Origin of the sequence: Furfurilactobacillus cerevisiae, from assembly GCF_048961765.1 — a bacterium.
Classification (GTDB): domain Bacteria; phylum Bacillota; class Bacilli; order Lactobacillales; family Lactobacillaceae; genus Furfurilactobacillus; species Furfurilactobacillus milii_A.
Window position 1 is genome coordinate 1,207,948 of the sequence record NZ_CP185253.1, and the last position, 25,471, is coordinate 1,233,418.

General features: G+C 43.2%; 15 protein-coding genes, 14 tRNA genes and 3 rRNA genes. 31 read left to right on the plus strand and 1 reads right to left on the minus strand.

The annotated features are described in order from the left end of the window. Positions 1 to 60: 60 nt before the first annotated feature. The 29 genes from ABUE36_RS05695 to ABUE36_RS05835 all read left to right on the plus strand — a co-directional run bounded on the left by ABUE36_RS05695 (position 61) and on the right by ABUE36_RS05835 (position 22,794). Entirely contained in the window at positions 61 to 2,958 is a 2,898-nt protein-coding gene (locus ABUE36_RS05695; protein WP_421017337.1) for a YfhO family protein, read from the plus strand. Positions 2,959 to 2,963: 5 nt separating this feature from the next. Then, positions 2,964 to 3,146: a hypothetical protein gene (locus ABUE36_RS05700; RefSeq protein WP_161002568.1), complete on the plus strand. Its 183-nt coding sequence runs from the start codon at positions 2,964 to 2,966 to the stop codon at positions 3,144 to 3,146. A 195-nt stretch (positions 3,147 to 3,341) separates the two neighbouring features. Further along, complete coding sequence (locus ABUE36_RS05705) at positions 3,342 to 4,271, plus strand: IS30-like element ISLpl1 family transposase (RefSeq protein ID WP_096109805.1); 930 nt, start codon at positions 3,342 to 3,344, stop codon at positions 4,269 to 4,271. A 46-nt stretch (positions 4,272 to 4,317) separates the two neighbouring features. Then, positions 4,318 to 6,303 (plus strand): hypothetical protein, encoded by a 1,986-nt coding sequence (locus ABUE36_RS05710; protein ID WP_421017338.1) that lies wholly within the window; start codon positions 4,318 to 4,320, stop codon positions 6,301 to 6,303. 235 nt (positions 6,304 to 6,538) lie between these two features. Next, positions 6,539 to 6,805, plus strand: coding sequence for a phosphocarrier protein HPr (locus ABUE36_RS05715; protein ID WP_017261119.1), 267 nt, complete (start codon positions 6,539 to 6,541; stop codon positions 6,803 to 6,805). Beyond that, positions 6,805 to 8,532, plus strand: a complete 1,728-nt coding sequence (ptsP, locus tag ABUE36_RS05720) for a phosphoenolpyruvate--protein phosphotransferase (protein ID WP_421017339.1) — start codon at positions 6,805 to 6,807, stop codon at positions 8,530 to 8,532. Before ABUE36_RS05715 ends, ptsP begins: the two co-directional genes overlap by 1 nt. A 251-nt stretch (positions 8,533 to 8,783) precedes the next feature. After that, a complete protein-coding gene (locus ABUE36_RS05725) occupies positions 8,784 to 9,962 on the plus strand; it encodes a glycosyltransferase family 4 protein (RefSeq protein WP_421017340.1) in 1,179 nt (392 codons plus the stop codon). Positions 9,963 to 10,044: 82 nt separating this feature from the next. Beyond that, positions 10,045 to 11,067: a glycosyltransferase family 4 protein gene (locus ABUE36_RS05730; RefSeq protein ID WP_421017341.1), complete on the plus strand. Its 1,023-nt coding sequence runs from the start codon at positions 10,045 to 10,047 to the stop codon at positions 11,065 to 11,067. Positions 11,068 to 11,069: 2 nt separating this feature from the next. Beyond that, positions 11,070 to 12,131, plus strand: a complete 1,062-nt coding sequence (locus ABUE36_RS05735; protein WP_161003788.1) for a lysylphosphatidylglycerol synthase transmembrane domain-containing protein — start codon at positions 11,070 to 11,072, stop codon at positions 12,129 to 12,131. After that, positions 12,128 to 12,385, plus strand: coding sequence for a DUF1797 family protein (locus ABUE36_RS05740; RefSeq protein ID WP_421017342.1), 258 nt, complete (start codon positions 12,128 to 12,130; stop codon positions 12,383 to 12,385). Before ABUE36_RS05735 ends, ABUE36_RS05740 begins: the two co-directional genes overlap by 4 nt. Before the next feature lie 176 nt (positions 12,386 to 12,561). Then, entirely contained in the window at positions 12,562 to 14,640 is a 2,079-nt protein-coding gene (locus ABUE36_RS05745; RefSeq protein WP_421017343.1) for an LTA synthase family protein, read from the plus strand. Positions 14,641 to 15,141: 501 nt separating this feature from the next. After that, positions 15,142 to 16,715 (plus strand): 16S ribosomal RNA (locus tag ABUE36_RS05750). Positions 16,716 to 16,793: 78 nt separating this feature from the next. Continuing rightward, positions 16,794 to 16,867, plus strand: a tRNA-Ile gene (locus ABUE36_RS05755). Positions 16,868 to 16,890: 23 nt separating this feature from the next. Then, positions 16,891 to 16,963 (plus strand) — tRNA-Ala (locus ABUE36_RS05760). A 154-nt stretch (positions 16,964 to 17,117) separates the two neighbouring features. Then, positions 17,118 to 20,037: ribosomal RNA gene (locus ABUE36_RS05765) — 23S ribosomal RNA — on the plus strand. Positions 20,038 to 20,101: 64 nt separating this feature from the next. Beyond that, positions 20,102 to 20,218, plus strand: a 5S ribosomal RNA gene (gene rrf, locus ABUE36_RS05770). The 16S, 23S and 5S rRNA genes sit together here with 14 tRNA genes alongside, the layout of an rRNA operon. 7 nt (positions 20,219 to 20,225) lie before the next feature. Further along, positions 20,226 to 20,298, plus strand: a tRNA-Asn gene (locus ABUE36_RS05775). A gap of 15 nt (positions 20,299 to 20,313) precedes the next feature. Continuing rightward, positions 20,314 to 20,405, plus strand: a tRNA-Ser gene (locus tag ABUE36_RS05780). 8 nt (positions 20,406 to 20,413) lie between these two features. Further along, positions 20,414 to 20,486, plus strand: a tRNA-Glu gene (locus ABUE36_RS05785). 14 nt (positions 20,487 to 20,500) lie between these two features. Continuing rightward, positions 20,501 to 20,573 (plus strand) — tRNA-Val (locus ABUE36_RS05790). A gap of 9 nt (positions 20,574 to 20,582) precedes the next feature. Next, positions 20,583 to 20,656: transfer RNA gene (locus ABUE36_RS05795), tRNA-Asp, on the plus strand. Positions 20,657 to 20,693: 37 nt separating this feature from the next. Continuing rightward, positions 20,694 to 20,766, plus strand: a tRNA-Phe gene (locus tag ABUE36_RS05800). Between the two features lie 11 nt (positions 20,767 to 20,777). Beyond that, positions 20,778 to 20,858 (plus strand) — tRNA-Tyr (locus ABUE36_RS05805). Positions 20,859 to 20,862: 4 nt separating this feature from the next. Further along, a tRNA-Trp gene (locus ABUE36_RS05810) sits at positions 20,863 to 20,933 on the plus strand. A 17-nt stretch (positions 20,934 to 20,950) separates the two neighbouring features. Then, a tRNA-His gene (locus ABUE36_RS05815) sits at positions 20,951 to 21,023 on the plus strand. 8 nt (positions 21,024 to 21,031) lie between these two features. After that, a tRNA-Gln gene (locus tag ABUE36_RS05820) sits at positions 21,032 to 21,103 on the plus strand. A 20-nt stretch (positions 21,104 to 21,123) separates the two neighbouring features. Beyond that, positions 21,124 to 21,194, plus strand: a tRNA-Cys gene (locus ABUE36_RS05825). 37 nt (positions 21,195 to 21,231) lie between these two features. Beyond that, positions 21,232 to 21,317 (plus strand) — tRNA-Leu (locus tag ABUE36_RS05830). A gap of 673 nt (positions 21,318 to 21,990) precedes the next feature. Beyond that, a complete protein-coding gene (locus ABUE36_RS05835) occupies positions 21,991 to 22,794 on the plus strand; it encodes a hypothetical protein (RefSeq protein WP_421017344.1) in 804 nt (267 codons plus the stop codon). Here the strand turns inward: ABUE36_RS05835 and ABUE36_RS05840 are convergent. Then, entirely contained in the window at positions 22,791 to 23,711 is a 921-nt protein-coding gene (locus ABUE36_RS05840) for an IS30-like element ISLsa1 family transposase (protein ID WP_011373852.1), read from the minus strand. The genes ABUE36_RS05835 and ABUE36_RS05840 overlap by 4 nt on opposite strands. A 93-nt stretch (positions 23,712 to 23,804) precedes the next feature. Here ABUE36_RS05840 and ABUE36_RS05845 point away from each other — a divergent pair, with 93 nt between their 5' ends. Both ABUE36_RS05845 and ABUE36_RS05850 read left to right on the plus strand, forming a co-directional pair. Further along, positions 23,805 to 24,500: a hypothetical protein gene (locus ABUE36_RS05845; RefSeq protein ID WP_421017345.1), complete on the plus strand. Its 696-nt coding sequence runs from the start codon at positions 23,805 to 23,807 to the stop codon at positions 24,498 to 24,500. Between the two features lie 53 nt (positions 24,501 to 24,553). Then, positions 24,554 to 25,372, plus strand: a complete 819-nt coding sequence (locus ABUE36_RS05850) for a hypothetical protein (protein ID WP_421017346.1) — start codon at positions 24,554 to 24,556, stop codon at positions 25,370 to 25,372. Positions 25,373 to 25,471 lie beyond the last annotated feature (99 nt).

Below are 25,471 nucleotides of genomic sequence, written 5' to 3' on the forward strand. Positions count from 1 at the left end.
TGTTCATAATGTAAGAATCAACTTACACAATGACTTAAGACTAAAGGAGCACGTACAACCATGAAGTTCTCATTTGCAAAACAACGGCGAGGAAAACTTTATGGCGGTTACGTGCTTTTTTTTGTGTTGTTTTGCGTATTAACATACGGCGTTTACTGGTTATTTGGTTATTCACTGATTTCAACGCATGATGTGTTGCATCAGCATGTGCCAATTATGATTGAATATCGCAAGATTCTGCTTAGTTGGCTACACCATCTGAGTGCAGGACCGTTGCAATGGTCGTGGCACATTGGCTTGGGGTCAGATGCTTTCCAAACGTTCTCGTACTACATCATTGGCGATCCGTTTGCTTACCTGATTTTGTTATTTAATAAGTCACACTTGCTAACAGGTTTTCAGCTTATAGGTCTGGTACGAATGTTTTTTGCTGGACTGAGTTTTACCTATTTTGCCAGTCATTTTTCACTTAAACGCTGGGCCATTTGGGTGGGCGCAATGGTCTATCTCAGTAGTGGGTTTGCCATTTACGCGAGTCTATTTCAACCCTTCTTCGTTAACGCGTTGATTCTATTACCATTGTTAATCACTGCAATTGAAGCAGTGTTGCAGGGACGGTCAGCGTGGGGATTCGGTTTCGTTGTTTATTTCAGTGTGGTAGTTAACTTTTACTTGGCTTTCATGTTGACCCTTGGTGGAATCGTGTACCTAATTTTACGCTGGAGTGAACTCACGCATCCTTTGGCACGGCAGCGCTGGTTTAACTTTGGCCGAATGTTATGTAGTGGGGTGCTTGGTCTGTTGGCGACGGCTTGGCTGACCTTACCAGAAATTAAGGCCCTCCAGAGTTCCCCAAGATTCGATGTTCCGTTTGCTAGTGGGATGCACTTTTATTCCTTGCAATACTACCTAAGTTTGCCAAACGCACTGTTAGGTAACGTTAACGTGGATCCGTTTTGGTTAAACACGTTATCAGTAAATGTGTTGTTACTTGTAGTTGTGTGGACTTTCCTTCATTATCGGGATTACAAACTAATTGTGCGATTGATGGTGCTCACAACGGTGCTCAGTTTATTACCAATGTTTGCTGCTACATTAAATGGCTTCACCTCACCATCGAATCGGTGGTTATTCTTAATGAGTTTACCGATGGCGTTAATGACAGGTGTTTTCCTACAACAACTTAAGGCCATGACACTTAATGATTGGGTGCCCATTTTCAAATGGGCAGTTGTTATTCTTGTCTTAATTCTGATCAGTACGCAAATCATTGCTGATTCGACCAGTACAGTGCTGCCACAATTATTCTTTTTAATGGTCTATGCAGGCGTATTTGTCGTTGGCACGGTTCGGCCACAATTGCTGAAGCCACAAGTTCTTAGTGCACTGGTGATGGCTAATATTTTTGTCGCCTTTAATTTCGAAAACGCTGCGTACGATATTCATCAGTTTTTGCCAAATGGTGCGGCTAAGGCGTTAATTTCTCAACCGTATGGTACAGCGACTACAGCAGTGGCAACTCAGCCAACATGGGCGGAACAAAACGGGACAAAGATTAGCAAATATGCGCCGACTTTTGCACGCACCAGTAACGTTAGTAACTATGTCACCGCTTCGGCCGGCATTACGCCGAATAACTTTCTTTTGAATGGCTCTAATACCAGCTCGTTTTATTCGATTCAAAATGGGGCGGTCATCCAATTTAGTCGCGATTTGTTAAACAATCAACGGCAATTGAATTTACCGATTCAACAATTTGATGACCGTGGTCGGGTGCTGAACTTTTTGGGTGTTCGCGATTTATATGCTAATTCGCCATTGCCAAGTGACACGAACATGCCACATAATTACGTTCCAACATTTGGTGAAACACCGGATTTGAATCAGTCCTTCTACGGTGCTAATGGGGATGTTCAGGCTTATCAGACCACAGATGATTTTCCGTTGATGTATTTTCAGTCGCGTGTTATCAGTAATCAGACATACAAGCAACTAGATGCCAATGAGAAAGAAGCCAATTTGGCGAACGTGACGGCCGTCGGCGATACTAAGAATTTAAAAGTGACAAAGCTGCAGCCTCAAAGTGTCGTAATTCCTTATAAACTGTACGATGCCGACCAAAATATCATTAGCACTACAAACATTGCCGACACGAATAAATCTGATACCTATACACTTTACATTCCTAACGCTAAACAATATCAGGGGATGGAAATTCGCGCTTTGATAACGAACGTTCACTATACAGAGCCAACGTTGACTGATCGGATTAACATCGATAAGTTGAATTCACCAGGAATCAATGGTCACCTTTCATCGGGTAGTAATCAGACAGCGGTTCATGGCGGGTGGGACGCTTTCAAACGTGATGTGGCCAATGGCTCACCCAATCAAGCTTGGCGTATTAGTATGACAAATGGCGATATTACTAACTCGTTAAGTCAGATGCCTGAAACCAACTTGAGTGAGTATGAGAAAACGACGGCTGGTGTGCTTAATCTGGGGTGGGTAGACCAGATGCCAAACGGTTTATCTATGCAATTGGGACAGGTTGGGCGTTACTCGTTTGACTTGCAACTTGTTGGAATTCCGATGACAACTCAGTATGATAAACAAGTACAAGGCTTGCAGAAGAACGGGCTAAAGAAATTGAGACTGGGTCATAATGAAATTACAGGAAGTGTGACGACCAAACAGTCAGGCGTATTGGCTTCATCAATTCCTTATAGTGCTGGCTGGCATGCAACGGTCAATGGTCATACTGTCAAGTTGATTAAAACAAATCGAGCTTTTGTGGGAATCAAACTAACTAAACCTGGCAAGCAGCAGGTCAAATTAACTTATCGGACGCCAGGATTAACGCCAGGCATTCGCTTCACAGCAATTGTCAGTGGTTTGATTGCAGTTTTGAGTATCGCCCAGCTTGGCTGGCACCTGTTTAAAAGAAAGAAGGATTAAATTCAATGGATGATGACTACGCAGCAAAACTTGAGCAGTTGAAAAATGGTGAAATTGAAGAATTAAAGGTTACACCGGAACACTTTATGAAGTTTCAAACAGCGTTGATGAATGTGCCTTATCGTCAACGGATAGTTGGTCAGGCTGATCGTGGTGGCGAAATCACTTATCATTATCAAGAAGATTAATAATGGTGCTGTGTTTTAGTTTCGTTTATGGTACGATTTAACGGTTGATTTGCTTTATCCAAAGGAGAAATTTGATGAACAAAAATGAGTCTTTATAGTAGATTGTAAAATTAATCCGAACGCTGTTCGGACAAAAAAGATCAGCTTCCTTTAAAATGGTGTTTACAACAAACCCATCTTTTAGGAGCTGATCTTTTGTCTAGTATAACCTATTCCGAACGAATTAAAATCGAAACCTTTTGTGAACTAGGGCTGTCCAATATCCAAATGGGCGTTCGGCTGAACCGATCACCGTCAACAATTTCTTATGAATTATCTCGATGTCAACCTTATCAGGCTGAATTAGCACAAACAGATGCCGAATACAAGCGATCACGATGTGGTCGGAAAACTAAGCTGAGCGATGAGTTAAAGCAAACAATTCTCAACCATTTACATCTAAGCTGGTCACCAGGAATGATTGCTCACGAATTTAAACTAGCGACTAAATCTATTTATAATTGGCTAAATCAGGGGAGAATTGGTTTCTCCTTGAATGATCTACCTGAACATGGCGTACGCCAACGGCGTAACGTTGACCAACGATCCAAATATAATCAATCTTTGGGGCGATCGATTGAACAGCGTCCCATGATGATTAATCAACGTAATCGCATCGGTGATTTTGAACTAGATACCGTCGTTGGCCCTCGTGGGCATAGTAAGGCAGTTTTATTAACTTTAATCGATCGCAAATCACGGTTCCTTTGGGCATATCGGTTAAAGGACCGAACGACAGCGAGTGTTAATGAAGCACTGACTAAGTTCCTAACAACTTTTAATGGACCGGTGCACAGTTTTACTGTGGACCGTGGTACTGAGTTTAGTGGGCTAGTATCATTTGAATCACAATATGGTATTAAGACCTATTACTGTCATGCTTATACGCCAGCTGAACGTGGTAGTAATGAACGCTTTAATCGGAATTTACGTTATTTTTATCCTAAGGGGACTCGTTTTGAGCACATTAGTGCTCAAGATTTAACGACGACGTTACTCCAAATTAACCAGAGACCGCTTAAAATACTTGACTGGAAAACACCGTATCAGGTTATGCTGACCAATTTGTCCAAAAATTCGGATTAAATTTGCAATCTACCATTTCAACAAATTTTGGCTCAGTCCTTTTTTATTGATTGTTTTATCTGGTGCAGGGTATTTTGGATTAAAAGGTATTTATTCGGTTCTAAGAAAAAAGCCAAAATACATACATTTCTTTGACGGCTTAAATATGCTGATTATTATTTTCTGTCAGTCGATTTTTGCAAAGTATTTAACTATACCAATTACAACGGATGATCTAAGGGTTAAGGCCCAGGCATATTTGTTAGCTTTTGGAGACAAGAAGTGGCCAGAATATTTTCATATGTTTCCAAATAATGTGAATGTAACGATTGTTTATAGTTGGCTCATTCGTATCTTTCAAAAAATCTCTCCGCATCATGTGAATGACCTGATTGTAATATTTCTATTTTTATTAATGGATATAGCGATTCTATCTAGTTACCGTTGTATAGTTCTGTTAACTCACCGCGGAAGTGTAGGAACGCTTTTCTTACTTGTAATGATTTTTTTCTTACCTGTATACCTTTATGCCTTTTTCTTTTACACGGATCCTTTGATGGTTGTCTTTCCAGCGATAGCGTTTTATTTTCTATTGAAATCTAAATTGACAAAACAAACGCATACTAAATGGACCATGTTTGTCCTGTCTGTTATAAGCTTAGGAGTTGGGTACGTTCTAAAACCGAATGTTGTCATAATTGTTGTGGCTTTAATTGTCTTCTGCTTTGTGTCTTTTTTTGAAGATGGTTCCAGTGCTAAAAAAATGCTAACATTGAGTATTCAAATTTTTATTTTACTGTTTGTCTTTGCTGGGTTTAAGTTCAGTAGTAACGCCATGCAATCAGCAAATGGATTTAACAGAAGTGTTCAAAAAGAGGTCCCATCAAGTGCTTTCATCTATATGTCACTAGATCCTAATTCAAGCGGTCAAATAACCGGTGATTTATTTAAGTATCAAAATATTAGATCAGTTAGAGAAAAGAAAGTTTCGTCAAATAAAGACATAAAAAAGAGACTTAATACCCTTGGTGTAGACGGAATAACTAATCATTGGTGGAAAAAGTTAGTACACACTTTCGGCAGTGGGGTGATGGGGAGTGATTTACCAAGTTTAAGTGCGATTGGTCACGTAAGGGTAGCTAGTCATTTGCATCAAATACTGTTTTGGCTGGCAAACCTGAACCAGGTAGTTTATATCATAATTTTATTTGGAATAGTCTTTTTTGCTGTTAGTGAGTTTGCTTCTCCTACAGATATCGGCAAAAAATCATTATTTGCTGCTTTAAGCATTCTGGGAATAATTAGTTTCCACGTTTTGATTTGGGAAGCAGAGTCACGGTATTCATTTATTGTCATGTTCTTTATGATAATTTTGGGCACAATAGGTTTATCCAAGTCTTTTGAAAAGTATGATGCCGTAAAATTGAAAGCTTTAAAGGCTAAAACATTCTGTGCCTTGAGTGTTTGCGCCATAGCGCTAGTTGGATTTTCAACTTCTCAGCCGCTGACAAAAATTAACAATACTGAAAGCGTCATTACAGCTTTACAATCTGGCTTGTCGTCTTCTCAAGATAAACAGTATGTTTTGTCTCCTAAGCAGACGGTTGAGCAAAGGTTCAGCGCCACCAACTATTTTTCGACAGTTAGCATTAGTTCTGAGGTTTTTAATGACCCAAGAGTGCGCGTACAAATTATTGATGAAGAGAAGCACACTAGTGTAACAGTTAAAAGTAATCAATTTAATTCTGCCTCAAGCTCTGTACCTATCAATGGTCATCCTGGCCACTTCAGGATTAGAATCACAAACATGACAAATAAAACGATAAAAATGTCAGGGTTAAACTACACACCACATTTCAAGGCCTCCTCAGGAACTAACCTAGAAGACGATTTACACCCCGGACATTCAGTACCGTTCAATGCGTATTATGATATATCAACTCAATTAGTTAATTCATGGTCACTGGGGCTAATTACAATTTTCAGTTCATTGTTCATTTTAGAAAGTATTGGATTTTTCAAGCGTCGAATAGATGCCGATTCAAATCTATGAGTGGAGTTTTATTATCTCAAACAGGCATTTAGGATTTAAAAAAGAGCGGTCTAGACCGCTATCCGTATAGGATTAGCATTGGTAACGCTTTCTAAAATGCGCATTTTTCCTTTGCGAATGGTTGTATTTTGTAAAAAACATATGCTACTATGATACAGAAGGTGATTGATGAATCGCCGTTTCTACGGCAAAGTAATCCCTTACAAATCTAAGTGCATTAAGGAGATTAATGATTATGGAATCTAAAGACTTTCACATTATTGCAGACACAGGCTTACACGCACGTCCAGCCACACTTTTGGTACAAACGGCATCTAAGTTCTCTTCAGAGATTAACTTGGCTTACGATGGTAAGTCCGTTAACTTGAAGTCCATCATGGGTGTTATGTCATTAGGTGTTGGTAAAGACGCCGATGTTACGATTTCTGCTGACGGTGCCGACGAAAAGGACGCCATCAGTGCAATTACAGATACCATGACTAAAGAAGGTTTGTCTGACTAATGACTCAGAAACTCAATGGGATTGCGGCCAGTAACGGTGTTGCCGTTGCTCCGGCCTATATGTTAGTTGATCCGGATTTAACGTTTGACAAGAAGACAATTTCTGATGCTGATGCTGAAAAGACCCGTTTACACAGTGCCTTAGATGCATCAATAAAAGAATTGCAACAGATCAAAGCCGTTGCTGAAAAAAGTTTGGGCTCAGAAGAAGCCGAAGTTTTTGAAGCACATATTACGATTTTGCAAGATCCAGAAATGATCGGCCAAATCGAAGGCAAGATCGACTCTGACAAAGTTAATGCAGAAGAAGCATTAAAGGAAATTACCGACAATTTCATCGCGATTTTTGAGGGCATGACCGACAATGCGTACATGCAAGAACGGGCAGCTGATGTGCGTGATGTAACCAAACGGGTTATGAGCCACCTACTGGGTAAGAACCTACCTAATCCAGCCTTGATCAATTCTGAAGTTGTGATTGTGGCGCATGATTTGACACCAAGTGATACGGCACAACTGAACCGCAAATTTGTTAAGGGCTTCATTACTGATTTAGGTGGTCGGACGTCGCATTCAGCGATCATGAGTCGGACATTGGAAATTCCAGCTGTTGTTGGGACTGAAAATGCTACTGCTACCATCAAACAGGGTGATAAGGTTATTGTCGATGGTTTGGATGGTATTGGTATTGTCGATCCATCTGACAAGGATGTGACGACTTACACCAAAAAGGGTGACGACTTTGCTAAGCAAAAGGCTGAATGGGACAAGCTGAAGGACGAGGCATCCGTTTCCAAGGATGGCAAGAACTTCACGATTGCTGCCAACATTGGGACGCCTGATGACGTTGCTGCTGTTAATGATAACGGCGGTGAAGCAGTTGGCTTATTCCGTTCAGAGTTCCTATATATGGACAGCGCTGAATTGCCAGACGAGGAAAAACAATTCCAAGCCTACAAGAAGGCTGCTGAAGATATGCATGGTAAACAGGTTGTTGTGCGGACCATGGATATTGGTGGGGACAAGCATCTCGACTACTTGCCACTACCAGAAGAAATGAACCCGTTCTTGGGTTACCGTGCCATTCGGATTAGTTTGAAACAACCTGATTTGTTCCGGCCTCAGTTGCGTGCATTATTGCGTGCCTCTGCTTTCGGTAACATTGCCATCATGTTCCCAATGATTGGGACAGTTGACGAATTCAAACGGGCGCGGGCAATCTATGACGAAGAACGGCAAAACCTCATCAATGATGGCGTTAAAGTGGCTGACCACATTGACGTCGGCATGATGATGGAAGTGCCAGCCGCAGTGCTGATTGCCGACAAGTTGGCCAAATATGCTGACTTCTTCAGTATTGGTACGAACGATTTGATTCAATACACGTTTGCTGCTGATCGTGGTAACGAACACGTTTCCTACTTGTATCAACCTTACAACCCATCATTATTGCGTTTGATCAAGAAGGTTATTGATTCAGCGCATGCTGAAGGTAAGTGGGCCGGTATGTGTGGTGAAATGGCCGGTGACCAAGTTGCTGTACCATTATTGATGGGAATGGGCTTGGATGAGTACTCCATGAGTGCCACATCCATGCTACAGACGCGTTCATTAATGAAGAAACTTGATACAAAATCGACTGCTGACCTTGTTGATAAGGCACTTGATGCCGAAACCAATGAAGACGTTGCCGACATGGTTAAACAGTTCATGGCAGACTTGAAGTAAGTTATGAAATTAAAGCGCTGATCGCATTTGCGACTGGTGCTTTTTTCTTCGCGAAAAGTTAAGTTTTTGACGTCATTGTGGCCAAATCCAGTGTGAATATTGGCTTGTAGAGATAGTCTAGGTTAGAATTGAAGTTAATCTAAACGATTAGCGTTTGCACTATATAAACGCAATCCGTATAATGAAACTTGATTATTTTGTTGGCAAAAATGCTGACTGAACACTGAATTTAGTTTGAAGGGGGCACCAGCGTGAATATTGGCATATTTACTGAAACATATTTTCCGCAGGTGAGTGGTGTGGCCACTTCGATAAAAACACTGCGTGACCAGCTTGAACAAAACGGTCATTCAGTTTACATCTTTACATCGACAGATCCTAAAGTTGATAAGGATGTCTATGAGCGAAACATTTTTCGTTTTCCGTCGGTACCATTTGTTTCCTTCACGGACCGGCGAATTGCTTTTCGCGGTGCGTTCCGCGCTTTACAAATTGCGAAAGACCTTCATTTAGATATTGTTCATACCCAAACGGAATTTTCGATGGGGTTGATGGGGAAATTTGTTGCCCACGCGATGAAGATCCCGGTTGTTCATACATATCACACGATGTACGAGGACTATTTGCATTATGTGGCTAATGGTAAGTTGCTAAAGCCTAAGCAGGTACGTTTGGCGACCCGAGCTTATTTACATGGCGTTGAAGGGGTGGTTGCACCCTCTGATCGAGTGCTAGACACTTTAAAGGGCTATGGTGTTAAAACGCCAATTCGGGTCATCCCAACAGGTGTTAATCTGACGCAGTATGAACAACCTCAGTCCAATGAACTACGGCAGAAAATGCATTTTAGCGCCAATACGCCAGTTTTGCTTTCATTGTCACGATTGGCCTTCGAAAAGAACATTCATGAAGTTATCATGACGTTACCGGATATTTTGGCACAGCAACCTAATGCACAACTTGTCATCGTCGGTGATGGCCCCGCTAGAGAAGATTTGGAACAACAGGTACGTGTGATGAAGTTAACGGATCATGTTACGTTTACGGGCGAAGTTGCGAACGAGGATGTTTACCGTTACTATCAAATGGCTGACGTGTTTGTATCTGCTAGTGATTCAGAATCACAAGGGCTGACTTATATTGAGGCTATCGCAGCGCACTTACCGATTGTGGTCATGAGTAGTCCTTATGCTGATGAGCTGTTGAAGACAGATACAATCGGGCGCACGTTTAAGCAACAAGGCGAATTAGTGCGTGACATTTGTGACTACTTGTCACATCAGATCGATGTTAGCGATGACACCATTCGTCAACGAATTTTGTACGAAATCTCCGCAGATGCGTTTGGCAAACGAATTATTCAGTTTTATGCTGACGCCCAGTTGATTTATCAAGAAGATAGTGAAAAATCAGCCAAGTTGAGCGATTAACACTCTTAGCACGTATTTCCGAGCTGACCTTGGGTTAGTGGAAATACGTGTTTTTACGATAATAAACGTTTAGGAGCACACAATGTTACGAATCAATATGTTCTCTGCCGCAACGTCCGTTCCCGGACAAGGAGTCGGCAGTGCATACACGGAATTAGTGAAGTTGTTGCAAGATAACTTTGATGGTGAGTTTGACATCACCATTAATAAATGGCACAAAACGGACATTTCACACTATCATACGGTGAATTTTCCTTATTACCTGTCTACTTTTCTGCCGGGGCGAGGGGTTAAAATTGGCTATGTTCATTTCCTTCCCGAAACTTTAGAGGGCAGCTTAAAACTACCCCCAATCGCAAAACAGATTTTCTATCATTATTTAATCTCGTTTTACAAACGGATGGATCACATCGTAGTGGTCAACCCGACCTTTATTTCGAAGCTCGAAGCCTATAACATTCCTCGAGGGAAAATTACGTATATTCCAAACTTCGTGTCTAAAAGTGAATTCTATGAGATGTCGTCAGCTGACAAACTTGCAACACGGGCTCGTTATCATTTAGACGCAAAAAAATTTACAGTTCTTGGTATTGGTCAAATTCAGGAACGCAAGGGTGTTCGTGATTTTATTACATTGGCAAAGAATAATCCTGACGTTCAGTTTGTTTGGGCAGGTGGTTTTTCATTTGGCCGGATTACGGATGGTTATGCAGACCTAAAAAAGGTGGTTGATAATCCGCCAGCTAATTTACTGTTTCCGGGTATTGTTGACCGTAAAGCGTTGGTTGACTACTACAACATGGCAGATCTGTTTTTGTTACCTTCGTATAATGAACTGTTCCCAATGTCTGTGTTAGAGGCATTTAGTTGTGGCACGCCGGTATTGTTGCGTGATTTAGATTTATACCGGTCCATTATCGATGGCTATTACGAAAGTGCGACGGACGTAGCCGACATGCAAAAGAAGCTAACATCGTTGCAACAAAATCCTGCGGGGATGCAACATTTGCACAGTCAGGCCTTATTAGCATCTGAAGTGTACTCAGCGAGTCATCTCGCACAAATTTGGCATCGTTTCTATCTTCAGCAGGCGAGAGAGGATTAATTATGTCCCGACGGAATCGAATTGTATTAATCGTGATGGTCATTATTGGGCTGGGAATCTTTGCGTACTCGTTGCGCAATGTGGCCCTGACACAATTGCTTCATGATTTATTGCATATTAATGGCTGGTGGCTTTTGATTGCGATTGCTTGCATGGTGGGCTACCTGCTAATTGAATCACGTATCGTTCAAGTGTTTGTCAATGACCGGATAAGTGGTTTTACATTTAAAGATGCGGTTAGAATTCCACTGATTGAGCAACTCTTTAATGGAATCACGCCATTTTCGAGTGGTGGTCAGCCAGCACAGTTGGTGGCCATGATTCAAACTGGTGTTGACGGTGGTCGTGCTAGTTCAGTGCTATTAATGAAGTTTGTCGTCTATCAGGCGATGATCGTGATTAATTTTTTAATTGCGCTAGCCATTGGCTTTCAATACTTGGCCGCTAAGTTACACTATCTAGCGTTATTCGTGGTGTTCGGTTTTTTGATTCACTTAGTTGTGATTTTAGGCTTACTCATGATTATGTTCTGGCATTCGTTTACCAAACGAATGGTGAATTTACTGATGAAGCCGATGCGATGGTTTGTGAAGCCCGAGCGTTACGAAGAATGGCGGGTTAGTCTTGATGAAAAGATTGATTCCTTCTATTTAGAGAGTGTCAGAATTAAGTCCCAGTGGCGATTGATGGTACACGTGGCCTTGCTTACGCTAGCACAGTTGGCAGTCTACTATTTGATTCCATACTTCATTATGTTGTCGCTGGGTTATAATCATGTTAATGTGTTGATGGTTACGGCGCTCCATGTGTTGATTGTGATGGTGATCTCGCTGTTCCCAATCCCTGGTGGTGCAGGCGGTGCCGAATTTAGTTTTGAGGCGTTGTTTGCCAGCTACGTGACTAGTCGTTCAAAGCTAGTGCTAGCCATGATTCTATGGCGGGTAATTACCTACTACTTGGGGATGTTTTCAGGTATGTGGGCGATGGCGTTAAAGCCAGATAAAGTTACTGAGGAACCGGTCAAACGCCATCGATTTCTGAATCGAACAAAGGATAAACAATGAGTGAAGAAACAAGTACGTTATTGGAAAGCATTATTCGCCGTTTGCGGGCGATGCAGTTTGATCATCGTAGTGAAGAGCAGACGCGTTATTTTGAACAGTTTGGTGTTGAAGTATGCAAAGTGACACTGAATCAAACGACTGGTGAGTGGACAGTACAAGATGCCAGAACAGCCCCAGCTTTTTGTTATGACAACATGGATATGGTGGCAGTAGCAGTGTATGATGCGCTGACAGAGTTTAAAGCCGTCTTTTAAATTATCCGGACAACTAAGAATTTATGAAGAACCCCGCCAATGTTTGTAATTGTGCGGGGCTCGTTTATAATATTGACTTGTTGAGTTAAGGTTCATTTAAGCAACAAAATAAGTAACAGGAATTGATTACAGTCACTGATAACACTTGTTATATCAGCGACGTGGAGGACAGACACATGGCGAAATTCTTCAAGGGTCTTTATGCCAAGCTAAATACGACCCTCGGTTTCTTCTTTTTAATGACGGCACTGTTTTGGTTAAAGACGTATATCGCGTATCGAACCAAATTTACACTGGGTGTTGAATCACCGATTCAGCAATTTATTCTGGCGTTAAATCCGCTGCCGACGGCCTTATTGCTGTTTGGGATTGCGTTATATTTCCGCGGCAAGTTGTCATATTGGTTAATGCTGATTATTGACGCATTACAGACGACATGGTTGTTCGCAAATATTCTCTATTATCGTGAGTTCTCAGACTTTCTATCGATTGGGATTGTCAAAGGGTCTGGTTCGGTCGATAACAATTTGGGAAAATCGTTGGCTGGTATTTTGCATTTTTCAGATTTGTTTGTCTATCTGGATGTACTGGTATTGATCATCTTACTGTTAACAAAGCTGATCAAAGTAGATAAACGGCCATTGAAGAAACGTTTTGCAGTCACAATGACAATTTTCTCTATTGCGTTGATGATGGTGGATTATGGCTTGTCCGTAAAAGATCGTTCAGGTTTGTTAACACGGACGTTTGACAACAACTATATTGTTAAATATCTGGGGTTAAATGAATATGCGGCTTTTAATGCCTATCAGACGCATCAACAGGCAACTAGTCGGAGCCAGGCTTCGAAAGCTGATATGAAGTCAGTGCAAAAGTACTTGAAGAACAACCCTGCTGGTGAAAATTTTCAATACTTTGGTAAAGAACAGGGTAAGAACGTCTTTGTTTTCCATTTGGAGAGTTTCCAACAATTTCTGATTAACTATAAATACAAAGGGCAGGAAGTTACGCCAAATATCAATGCGTTCTATAAAGATCAGAACACGTTGTCATTTGATAACTTCTTCCATCAAGTGGCGCAGGGGAAGACCTCTGATGCCGAAATGATGATGGAAAACTCGTTATATGGGTTACCGACTGGTTCCGCAATGATCAGTTATGGTACTTCTAATACGTTCCAAGCGGCACCAGCCATTCTTGCGCAACACGGGTATACTACGGCGGCTATGCATGGGGATGTGCCAAGTTTCTGGAACCGTGACAACACTTACAAGTCTTGGGGTTATCAGAACTTCTTTAGTAAGTCGTTTTATCCTAATGCAGATAAGCCAAGTTATAACGTGGGTTACGGGCTGAAGGATAAGATTTTCCTGAAGGATTCGGCGAAGTATATTCAGCAATTACCTCAACCGTTCTATGCTAAGGTGATTTCGGTAACGAACCACTATCCATATCTATTGGGTAAGAAAGACTCTTCGTTCCCGAAGACGGATACTGGTGATAATACGGTTGATGGTTATGTTGTAACAGCGCATTACCTTGATCAAGCATTTGGTGAATTCATTAACTACTTGAAGAAGGTTAACCTCTACGATAACTCTATGATAGTTGTCTATGGCGATCATTATGGTATTTCAAATAACCATCGTCCTGCCATTGCCAAGCTGTTAGGTAAGAAGAAAGTTACTAATTATGATTTAGCCATGTTCCAGAAGGTGCCATTTATGATTCATGCGCCTGCTGTTCAAGGTGGTGTTAACCATACTTATGGTGGTGAAATCGATGCATTGCCGACCATGATGGATCTGCTGGGAATTAAAACAACGGGCAACTACATTATGATGGGGCAAGATTTACTCTCCACACAACGGAACCAGATTGTACCATTTAGGGATGGCAATTTTGTGACACCGCAGTATACAAAGGTTGGTAGTCAGGTTTACGACACGGCAACGGGTAAGTTACTTGATCTGACAGCATCTCAAAAGAAGCAAGTTACGTCCGATCAGGATCATGTTAATACGGTGCTGGGACTGTCGGATAAAATCATGACACGTGATTTGTTACGTTTCTACACACCAACGGGCTTTAAGAAGGTCAATAAGAGTGATTACAATTACTCGGTATCTTCTACAAATTCACGGTTGAAACAGGAGCAAAAGGATAATCCTACCAGTGTACAAGCTAAAAATGGTGGTAAATCAACGTCGAGTGACTACAAGACTGACGCACCAGAGTTAAGTAAATCGAAGTAATTTAAAAAGATTCCACGTTTTGTGGAATCTTTTTTTGTTCGTCATTTTACTGTTAACGCACAAGACTAGTATCGATATTTACGAGTTAATAAGGTCCTCTGAAACGAGATACGTTATCTTTTCCGAACGATTTGTTGAATTAACACACACTTACTACGTGTATCCCAATTGTGGAGCAAGTGTTTGAGTAGTATTTAGTCAGATTTGTGCTTGACCACAATAAGACGCTTTGATAATATAGCTTATGTTGTCAGGGAGTGCTTGAGCGACAAGCGATAGCGAAATTATTTCCTAACAAAAACACTTGACTCATAATGAGCCAAGTGATATAGTATAAAAGTTGTCTTGAGGCAACGAAGTAGATCTTTGAAAACTGAACAACGTTTCGACGAATCAAATGTATAGGGTCTTTGAACGAAAGTTCGAAGCAATTACAATTGTGAAGTCAATTCACTTTATAACCAAGTAACAACAAAACAGGAGCTATTTCAAATAACTCATTAATTTGAGAGTTTGATCCTGGCTCAGGATGAACGCTGGCGGCGTGCCTAATACATGCAAGTCGAACGCACTTCGGTTTTTGATTGACGGTGCTTGCACCTGATTGACGAGACATTGAAGTGAGTGGCGAACGGGTGAGTAACACGTGGGTAACCTGCCCTAAAGTGGGGGATAACATTTGGAAACAGATGCTAATACCGCATAACAACGAAAACCACATGGTTTTCGCTTGAAAGATGGTTTCGGCTATCACTTTAGGATGGACCCGCGGTGCATTAGCTAGTTGGTAAGGTAACGGCTTACCAAGGCAATGATGCATAGCCGAGCTGAGAGGCTGATCGGCCACATTGGGACTGAGACACGGCCCAGACTCCTACGGGAGGCAGCAGTAGGGAATCTTCCACAATGGGCGCAAGCCTGATGGAGCAACGCCGCGTGAGTGAAGAAGGGTTTCGGCTCGTAAAACTCTGTTGTTAAAGAAGAACGTATCTGAGAGTAACTGTTCAGATAGTGACGGTATTTAACCAGAAAGCCACGGCTAACTACGTGCCAGCAGCCGCGGTAATACGTAGGTGGCAAGCGTTATCCGGATTTATTGGGCGTAAAGGGAGTGCAGGCGGTTATTTAAGTCTGATGTGAAAGCCTTCGGCTTAACCGGAGAAGGGCATCGGAAACTGGATAACTTGAGTGCAGAAGAGGGTAGTGGAACTCCATGTGTAGCGGTGGAATGCGTAGATATATGGAAGAACACCAGTGGCGAAGGCGGCTACCTAGTCTGTAACTGACGCTGAGGCTCGAAAGCATGGGTAGCAAACAGGATTAGATACCCTGGTAGTCCATGCCGTAAACGATGAATACTAGGTGTTAGGGGGTTTCCGCCCCTTAGTGCCGCAGCTAACGCAATAAGTATTCCGCCTGGGGAGTACGACCGCAAGGTTGAAACTCAAAGGAATTGACGGGGACCCGCACAAGCGGTGGAGCATGTGGTTTAATTCGAAGCTACGCGAAGAACCTTACCAGGGCTTGACATCTTCTGCTAATCCGAGAGATCGGACGTTCCCTTCGGGGACGGAAAGACAGGTGGTGCATGGTTGTCGTCAGCTCGTGTCGTGAGATGTTGGGTTAAGTCCCGCAACGAGCGCAACCCTTATGATTAGTTGCCAGCATTAAGTTGGGCACTCTAATGAGACTGCCGGTGACAAACCGGAGGAAGGTGGGGACGACGTCAAATCATCATGCCCCTTATGTCCTGGGCTACACACGTGCTACAATGGATGGTACAACGAGCAGCGAAGTCGCGAGGCCAAGCAAATCTCTTAAAGCCATTCTCAGTTCGGACTGTAGGCTGCAACTCGCCTACACGAAGTCGGAATCGCTAGTAATCGCGGATCAGCATGCCGCGGTGAATACGTTCCCGGGTCTTGTACACACCGCCCGTCACACCATGAGAGTTTGTAACACCCAAAGTCGGTGGGGTAACCTTCGGGAGCCAACCGCCTAAGGTGGGACAGATGATTAGGGTGAAGTCGTAACAAGGTAGCCGTAGGAGAACCTGCGGCTGGATCACCTCCTTTCTAAGGAAACAAATCGGAACCTTACACATTAGTGGAAACGTTGTTCAGTTTTGAGGGATTTACCTCAAACAAAAGATTGGGCGCATAGCTCAGCTGGTTAGAGCGCACGCCTGATAAGCGTGAGGTCGGTGGTTCGAGTCCACTTGTGCCCATCGATCAAGCCTGAAGACAACATGGGGAATTAGCTCAGATGGGAGAGCACCTGCTTTGCAAGCAGGGGGTCAACGGTTCGATCCCGTTATTCTCCATTGGTCACGCAAGTGACCAACTGAAACGTTGTACATTGAAAACTGAATCATGATTCTTTTTATTATTTAAACCGAGAACACCGCGTTTTTGAGTTTTTTAACAAGTTAAATTGTTTATCGCTAAACTCATAACCGCAGTTCATATGAACTGTTAGGTTAAGTTATAAAGGGCGCACGGTGGATGCCTTGGCACTAGGAGCCGATGAAGGACGGGACTAACACCGATATGCTTCGGGGAGCTGTAAGTAAGCTTTGATCCGGAGATTTCCGAATGGGGAAACCCAATCAGTTTAACCGCTGATTATCACTAGGGGAATACATACTCTAGTTGAAGGTAGACGTTGTGAACTGAAACATCTAAGTAGCAACAGGAGCAGAAAGAAAAATCGATTCCCTAAGTAGCGGCGAGCGAACGGGGAACAGCCCAAACCAAGCTGCTTGCAGTTTGGGGTTGTAGGACTGAACATTTGAGTTACCAAAGACCTTGATAGTCGAAGACGTTGGGAAACGTCGCCATAGGGTGTGAGAGCCACGTAGACGAAATCAAAGTCCCTCAGTTCAGGATCCTGAGTACGGCGGAGCACGTGAAATTCCGTCGGAATTTGCGGGGACCATCCCGTAAGGCTAAATACTCCCTAGTGACCGATAGTGGACCAGTACCGTGAGGGAAAGGTGAAAAGCACCCCGGAAGGGGAGTGAAATAGTTCCTGAAACCGTGTGCCTACAAGTAGTTAGAGCCCGTTAATGGGTGATAGCGTGCCTTTTGTAGAATGAACCGGCGAGTTACGTTAACATGCAAGGTTAAGGTGGAAAGACCGGAGCCGTAGCGAAAGCGAGTCTGAAATGGGCGACTAAGTATGTTGAAGTAAACCCGAAACCAGGTGACCTACCCATGTGCAGGCTGAAAGTGCGGTAATACGCACCGGAGGGCCGAACCCGTGTCTGTTGAAAAAGGCTGGGATGACGTGTGGGTAGCGGTGAAATTCCAAACGAACTTGGAGATAGCTGGTTCTCTCCGAAATAGCTTTAGGGCTAGCCTCGGATGAATCATCATGGAGGTAGAGCACTGTTTGAACTAGGGGCCCGTCATGGGTTACTGAATTCAGATAAACTCCGAATGCCATTGATGTGTTATCCGGGAGTCAGACGATGAGTGATAAGATCCACCGTCGAAAGGGGAACAGCCCAGATCACCAGTTAAGGTCCCTAAATATATGCTAAGTGGAAAAGGATGTGGAGTTGCACAGACAACTAGGATGTTGGCTCAGAAGCAGCCACCATTTAAAGAGTGCGTAATAGCTCACTAGTCGAGTGATTCTGCGCCGAAAATGTACCGGGGCTAAGCATATTACCGAAACTGTGGGTGCCACGTAAGTGGCGCGATAGGAGAGCGTTCTATGGGCGGTGAAGCCAGATCGTAAGGACTGGTGGAGCGCATAGAAGTGAGAATGCCGGTATGAGTAGCGAAAGATCAGTGAGAATCTGATCCACCGAATGACTAAGGTTTCCTGGGGAAGGCTCGTCCACCCAGGGTTAGTCGGGACCTAAGGCGAGGCCGAAAGGCGTAGTCGATGGAAAACAGGTTGAGATTCCTGTACTAGTTAAACTTGTTTGAACAATGGAGGGACGCAGAAGGCTAAACGATCCGGACGATTGGAAATGTCCGGTCAAGCAGTGAGGTGTGAGATGAGTTAAATGCTTGTTTCTTTAACATTGAGCTGTGACGAGGACCGAAATTTAAGTAGGGAAGTCGTTGATGTCACGCTGCCGAGAAAAGCTTCTAGTTAGAGTTTAATTACCCGTACCGCAGACCGACACAGGTAGTCGAGGAGAGTATCCTCAGGTGAGCGAGTGAACTCTCGTTAAGGAACTCGGCAAAATGACCCCGTAACTTCGGAATAAGGGGTGCTGCACGCAAGTGCAGCCGCAGTGAAAAGGCCCAGGCGACTGTTTATCAAAAACACAGGTTTCTGCAAAATCGTAAGATGACGTATAGGGGCTGACGCCTGCCCAGTGCTGGAAGGTTAAAAGGATGGGTTAGCGTAAGCGAAGCTCAGAATTGAAGCCCCAGTGAACGGCGGCCGTAACTATAACGGTCCTAAGGTAGCGAAATTCCTTGTCGGGTAAGTTCCGACCCGCATGAAAGGCGTAACGATCTGGGCACTGTCTCAACGAGAGACTCGGTGAAATTATATTACCCGTGAAGATGCGGGTTACCCGCGACAGGACGGAAAGACCCCATGGAGCTTTACTGTAGCTTGATATTGGGTGTCTGTATAACTTGTACAGGATAGGTAGGAGCCGTAGAGCTCGGGACGCTAGTCTCGAAGGAGGCAACCGTGGGATACTACCCTTGTTATACGGCCACTCTAACCCGCGCCACTTAGCGTGGCGGGAGACAGTGTCAGGTAGGCAGTTTGACTGGGGCGGTCGCCTCCTAAAAGGTAACGGAGGCGCCCAAAGGTTCCCTCAAAATGGTTGGAAATCATTTGTAGAGTGTAAAGGCACAAGGGAGCTTGACTGTGAGACAGACAGGTCGAGCAGGGACGAAAGTCGGGCTTAGTGATCCGGTGGTACCGTATGGAAGGGCCATCGCTCAACGGATAAAAGCTACCCTGGGGATAACAGGCTCATCTCCCCCAAGAGTCCACATCGACGGGGAGGTTTGGCACCTCGATGTCGGCTCATCGCATCCTGGGGCTGTAGTCGGTCCCAAGGGTTGGGCTGTTCGCCCATTAAAGCGGTACGCGAGCTGGGTTCAGAACGTCGTGAGACAGTTCGGTCCCTATCCGTCGCGGGCGCAGGAAATTTGAGAGGAGCTGTCCTTAGTACGAGAGGACCGGGATGGACATACCGCTGGTGTACCAGTTGTGCCGCCAGGCGCATCGCTGGGTAGCTATGTATGGATGAGATAAACGCTGAAAGCATCTAAGTGTGAAACTCGCCTCGAGATGAGATTTCCCATTCCTATATGGAAGTAAGACCCCTCAGAGATGATGAGGTAGATAGGCTAGAAGTGGAAGTGTGGCGACACATGGAGCGGACTAGTACTAATCGGTCGAGGACTTAACCACGAAGTGGTGGTCCGGTTAAAGAAAAGAAGATCATGATTCAGTTTTGAGTGGATAACGCTCAGAGTGTGGTGATGATGGCACGAAGGATACACCCGTTCCCATGCCGAACACGGAAGTTAAGCTTCGTCGCGCCAAGAGTAGTTGGGGGATCGCTCCCTGCGAGGGTAGGTCGTCGCCATGCATATTATTCCGGCATAGCTCAGTTGGTAGAGCACCTGACTGTTAATCAGGTTGTCGACGGTTCGAGCCCGCCTGCCGGAGTTTAAAATTAAAAATGGAGAGTTGTCCGAGTTGGCCGAAGGAGCATCACTGGAAATGATGTAAGCGGGTAACAACCTGCTTCAAGGGTTCGAATCCCTTACTCTCCGTTTTATATGACCCCTTGGTCAAGTGGTTTAAGACACCGCCCTTTCACGGCGGTAACATGGGTTCGAATCCCGTAGGGGTCAATTTTTAATATTTTGGAAGATTAGCTCAGTTGGGAGAGCGTCTGCCTTACAAGCAGAGGGTCACAGGTTCGAGCCCTGTATCTTCCATTTAATGATGGTCCCATGGTCCAGTTGGTTAGGACGCCTGCCTGTCACGCAGGAGATCACGAGTTCGAGTCTCGTTGGGACCGTTGTTTATTGTAAATTTTTAAATACCAAATTTGGTATGGCTCGGTAGCTCAGTCGGTAGAGCAATGGATTGAAGCTCCATGTGTCGGCGGTTCGATTCCGTCCCGCGCCATTTCAGAGTATGGCGGAATAGCGAAGTGGCTAAACGCAGCGGTCTGTAAAACCGCCCCGAAAGGTTCGTTGGTTCGAATCCAACTTCCGCCATTATAGGGATATAGTTTAACGGTAGAACGTCGGTCTCCAAAACCGCCGGTGCGGGTTCGATTCCTGCTATCCCTGCTTATTTAAATATTATGGCGGTATTGGTGAAGTGGTTAACACACTGGTTTGTGGATCCAGCACGCGTGAGTTCGATTCTCACATACCGCCCTTTTTATTGGGATATAGCCAAGTGGTAAGGCAACGGACTTTGACTCCGTCATGCGCTGGTTCGAATCCAGCTATCCCAACTTTGGATTTGCTCCATTATGGTGGTATAGCCAAGTGGTAAGGCAGAGGTCTGCAAAACCTTCATCACCGGTTCAAATCCGGTTACCACCTTTCACGTCGAAGGGCGTGTAACAGAATTTCATAGCTTGCCGCTGTGGCGGAATTGGCAGACGCGCTGGACTCAAAATCCAGTTCCTTTTACCGGGAGTGTGGGTTCGACCCCCACCGGCGGCATAATTAACGATTTGAACTTACTTCTGGTAAGTCTTTTTTGTTGCTACTAAATGACTCCGTGTCAACGTATGCCGATTCAACCACTGTCAGTAATGTCTTTTTGTATCGCTGTGAAGAAAAAGAGTTCTATTATATCTGTTGTTGGTCATGTAAAAAGACATGGTCGATAACAGATTTTTCTTTCTGTAAGCTGTATTGTGTTTAAACGCAATACAAGGATATCGCCATTGCTTTATCCTTCTACGACCAAGTTTCAAGATAATATAAGAAATCGGCGGTATCCTACGTCTGATTCTACTGAAGTTCTGCTCAATATTGAAGATAAAAATATTTTTATTAAAGAGGTTGTCTGTGATGACCAGGCAATTCTTGGTTAAGCATATGAGCTTAATAAAATAGTAAATAAAGTTCAAACTTTTATAATCCTTCATTTATTTTAAATTACTGATGATATGAAAATTGCAATCATTATTGTAATACGGTCAAAAATGGAGCATATGGACCGATAAAATATCATAATTGATTGCTCGGGCTGGCCTGTATAGCGTGTTGCTAGTGCCTTATCTAAATGCATTTTTATTTACCTAATGTTAAACTTACATCCAGATAATAGGTTTTACATGTATTTAAGATTCAGTGTTTGACTGGATAAAATGATAGGAGTTTATTGAATATGAAACATCGAATCAAAAATTCTTGGGTGTACGCCATTTCTGCCACAGCTTTAGCACTGACAGTGACAGGTATGATGATTAGCACAACTGACGTATCGGTTCAGGCTGCACAAACAAATGTTATTTATTTTCATAATAACAATTCACCAGAAATTAATGACACACCCAACGGTATCTTATTTCAGTTGAATTATGCCCGACATGTTGTTGGATTACCGCCCGTTAGAGGCCTTGATGATTCCAGTTATGCACAAGGGGTCCACAATAGTTCGAGTGAAGAGCAGGCGGTTCAGCAACATGCAAATGGCAAATTTGCTAATGGCAATTCATTCAATGGGTATAACGGTGGCTATAATGGAGAAATTATTAACTATTCCATTGACGATAATGAAACAATAACAAATTTTATTCAAATGGATCTAATGGGCTGGGCAGTTGGAGGCTTGGGACATATTAAGTCCATATTGGCGCCTGAGGTTTATGCTGTTTCTGTCGGAACAGGTAGCGGATGGACTAACGTTGAATTTAAACTAAGCAGCTATATGAGTGACGATGAAGCAAAGTATTTAGGGCAAAAATATTTGGATAATATGAGTACCGATTATCTTTTCGCTAATGGTCGGTCGGGTTGGATTGACGAATCTGGGAGCTGGTATTACATAGATGGTAATGGAAAACGGTCATATGGATGGAAAGATATTGACGGAACTTGGTATCATTTTGACGCTTCTGGCAGTATGCAAACAGGCTGGATAGATGATGGTGGAAATTGGTCTTTTTTAGGCGGCAAATTACAAGTTTAATCCGAACAAGCCCGGAATCTTTCAATGGCAGTCTGTTGATGATGTATTTTTAATGGTCGTTGATTAATTAGTTCAAGTGCTGCTAGGATCTCATCAGTCGTTACTTGGCTAAAATTGGTCTTTTTCGGGAAGAACCAGCGTAACCGTCTATTAAAATATTCATTGGAACCTCGCTCCCATGGTGAATATGGATGGCAAAAATAAACTTTGATCTGATAATCCTGTTCTAAGGCCTGATAATTGGCAAACTCTTTACCATGATCAACAGTAATGGATTTTACTTGGGGACCGAAGGCCCCCATAAACTTGCCAAAGGCGGTGTTTAGAGCCTTAGCCGTTCTATTAGGGGCTTTGATGGCCCATAGAAGTCGGGTCTTACGTTCTACGAATGTAACCAGACATGATCGTGACTCACTTCGACTAGAAAGCACCGTATCTACTTCCCAATGACCAAAAGCTAACCGTTGATTAACAGTTGTTGGCCGTTGTTCGATGGAAGTCCCACTTGTAAATTTCCCACGATTTTCGCTCACTCGGTGCTGGCGGACATTCCGATTGGGTAGATCAGTCAATTTGAAGGGGAGCCAGCCACGATTAAGCCAATTATAAATTGACGCAGTGCTCAAGTTATAAGCGGCCGCAATGGTTTCTGGTGACCAGGTTAATCGTAAGTGATTGGTAATTAAAGTCGCTAATGCTGCCGTCAGCATCGAACGACGACCGCAATTCCGCCTTTTGCGATCTGCATCTTGCTGAGCTAATTCTGGATCATAAGGTTTAACCCGGTCCAACTCATAGCTAATCGTAGCTTTGGCGACGCCTAAGGCGTCAGCCATTACTTGGTAAGATTTATTCCCCTCATTGACCAGTTGTGCTAGTGCGCCACGTTGAAAACGTGATAAAGTAGATGTACCCAAAGTAATCACTCCCTATATTGGTTGGAATTAGCTACTACCATTGTAAGTGATTACTTTGGGCTTTTTAATTTCTGTTCGGATTAATTATAGAATTTGCCAGGCAATAAAGGCGATTTAAAGGTTGGATGGATTAATGACAATGGTTCATGGTATTACACGAATCATCGTGGGATACTTCAAACTGGCTGGGTAGATATAAACGGAACTTGGTATCATTTTGATGCTTCTGGCAGATTACAGACTGGTTGGCTAAATGATAATAATTCCTGGTATTTGTTATCATCTAACGGTTGGATGTATACAGGTTGGGCGCAGGTAGGGAACACTTGGTATTTATTTGATAACACCGGTCGAATGCAAACAGGGTGGAAGGATGTTAACGGAAGCTGGTATTATCTAAGCTCGAGTGGTGCAGTTCAAACTGGATGGATTAACAATAGTGGTCTCTGGTATTATTTAAATGGCTCTGGAGCACTACAAACAGGCTGGATAAATGTCGATGGTTCTTGGTATTATTCAAATTCTAGAGGAGAGATGCAAACCGGTTGGACTAACATAAATGGTACATGGTACTACTTTAATCAATCTGGACGAATGCAAACTGGTTGGTTAAATGACGCTGGCCGTTGGTATCTATTGTCAGCGAATGGTTGGATGTATACAGGTTGGGCTCAAACTGGCAATACATGGTATTATTTTGATAACAGTGGTTGGATGCATACAGGGTGGACAGACGTCAATGGAACCTGGTACAAATTAGACAATCAAAGTGGTGCGTGGCAACAATGATAGATCTAAATTTAGAGTAAGCAATTTTTGATTGGACTAATGAGGATGTTGTAATGAGAATAGGAAAGAAACACATTTTGAGTTTGCTTGAAATAATTGCAGTTATTGCTGTTTTATTTGTTCCAACGGTTTCCGGGAAGGCGTCAGCAGCGGGCTTAGGAGACCAGTGGATATCTTCACATGGCAAATGGTATTTATGGTCAAAAGACCTAAATACATGGAAATATGGTTGGCAGACGCCTTCAGTTGCTGGCGTCACACATTTTTGGGAAAATAGACAATTTCCATATAGTTACATTGATTCACAGAGAGGCACGTTGACTGGCTGGCAGTTTTTAGGCAGTAACTGGTATTATTTTGACGCAAATGGTTATGATGCGACAGGCAGTTATCCCAATGGAACTTGGCAAAACATTAATAATAATTGGTACTATTTCAGAGGGTTCGGCGATTTAAGCGGTGTGTATTATAATGACGATCGTAGCGTAAATCAGCCTGATGGATTACTGAGTATGGTAACAGGTTGGTTGCTTAAAAATAACGTGTGGTATTACCTTAACCAATCTGGTGCAATGACCACTGGTTGGCAATTTGTCAACAACAACTGGTATTTTCTCGGGAATGGTGGCATGCAAACTGGGTGGCAATTGATTAATCAAAGTTGGTATTACCTTACAGATTCTGGTGCCATGGAAAACGGTTGGGTCTTCATAAACGGCAATTGGTACTATCTGTCTGGTAGCGGTTCAATGTGCGTTGGTTGGCAGTTTATTAATGATAATTGGTATTACCTATACAGTAACGGATCAATGGCGACCTCTGGAAACGTAGATGGATGGACAATTTCACAATCAGGAGTTGCATATCGATAAATCTACGAAGAACGGTATAGTGAAGTGAGCACATGAATCTCATGTAGACAACGATTCGATGTGACAACTTGATTATATGAGATGCGTGAATTTTAGAGA